The 1,354-nt window shown below is 75.4% G+C and carries 1 protein-coding gene; it reads right to left on the bottom strand.

From position 1 onward, the window contains the following. Window positions 1-157: 157 nt before the first annotated feature. Window positions 158-964: an SCO family protein gene (locus tag ND748_RS32070; protein ID WP_251750025.1), complete on the bottom strand. Its 807-nt coding sequence runs from the start codon at window positions 962-964 to the stop codon at window positions 158-160. Window positions 965-1,354: the final 390 nt, after the last annotated feature.

The following is a 1,354-nucleotide window of genomic DNA, read 5'->3' as shown; positions in this document are numbered from 1 at the left end:
AGCCCGAACAGCCCGGCGCCGGCGAGGACCCGACGCCGGTGCGGCCCGGTACGACGATCCGCCGCAGTGACCGGCTCGGCTGGCTCAGCGGGCCCGGCGGGAGCGACCGGCGTGCCCGGTGTGCCCGACGTGCCCGGCTTGGCGGTCTCCCCGCCGTTCATGCGGCGCTCCCCAGCAGCAGCGGCAGGTCGTGGGCGTAGTCGGCCACCGAGGTGCCCGCCGTGTAGACGACCCGCGCCCGCCGGTCCGGGCCGAAGGCGAGGACCTGGGCGCCGTGGTCGACGATCCAGCTCCCGTCGGCCTGGTGGCGCGGCGGCTCCAGCGGCACCCCGACCGAACGGGCGGCAGCGTCGATGGTGGCCAGCTCTCCGGTGAGCCCGACGAATCCGCTGTCGAAGGAGTCGAGCCAGTGGCGCATGACCGGCGGGGTGTCCCGTTGCGGATCCGAGGTGACGAAGACCACCGACGTGCGCCGGCGGATGTCCGGCGAGACCTGGGTCAGGGCGGCCGCCAGATCCGCCATGGTGGTGGGGCAGATGTCCGGGCAGTGGGTGTAGCCGAAGAACAGCAGGGTCACCCGGCCCGGGGCATGGGCGCGCAGGTCGTATGGATGGCCGGTGGTGTCGGTGAGATGCAGGTCGGGCAGGTCGATCGGCGCGCCGAGCGCCGTGCCGCGCACCCCCGGTCCGGCCGTCGCGGCCGCACCGACGATCACGGGCGCGCCGCTGGAAGTCGCGGAGCTGGCGGAGCAGCCGCCCACGGCGACCGCGGCGGCGAGCACAGCGACGGCGAGCGGCGATGCGCCCCTGAGCCACCGACGCCGGTGCGGCGCGGGCTGCCCGGTGACAGTCCGCGAGGCGCGATCGTCGCCCCCGGCCCGGCTGGGGCTGCCGACGATCTCGGTGGGAAGGCCGGCGCGCGGGGTGACGCGGAGGTTGACGCGGAGGGGAACTCCGTCGGGCATGGGAACTCCAGATGTGAAGGCGTGGCATCCCGCTACGGCGCCCGCGCGGTCACGCAGTCACGGCCGTGCGGTCGCGGACGTGCGGTCGCGGACGTGCGGTTACAGACGTGCGGTTACAGACGTGCGGTTACAGACGTGCGGTCACGCAGTCACGGCCGTGCGGGCGGGAACCGGGCTGGCGGGCCCGGCGGCAGTGGTTCGTGCGGCGCAGGCAGGCTCGTGGACGGCTACCCGAGGTCACGCGAAGTTCGGGGTCATCCGTCCAGGCGCAGGAAGGCAGGGGTTCCGACGGGAGCCGGGTCCGGGCCGAAGCCGGCCATCCGGCGGGCCCCGGCGAACGACGCTGTGGCGCAGCCCGGCCGGGCGCGGCCAACCGGCGGGCGGCATCGC

The sequence above is a fragment of the Frankia sp. AiPs1 genome (assembly GCF_023716945.1).
Lineage (GTDB): Bacteria > Actinomycetota > Actinomycetes > Frankiales > Frankiaceae > Frankia.
The sequence above is the reverse complement of the archived record's forward strand: the minus strand, read 5'-3'. Positions and strand labels throughout refer to the sequence as shown.

Excerpts from the sequence above, each read along its gene's own strand:
- ND748_RS32070 (WP_251750025.1), bottom strand. The coding sequence starts at position 964 with ATGCCCGACGGAGTTCCCCTCCGCGTCAACCTCCGCGTCACCCCGCGC.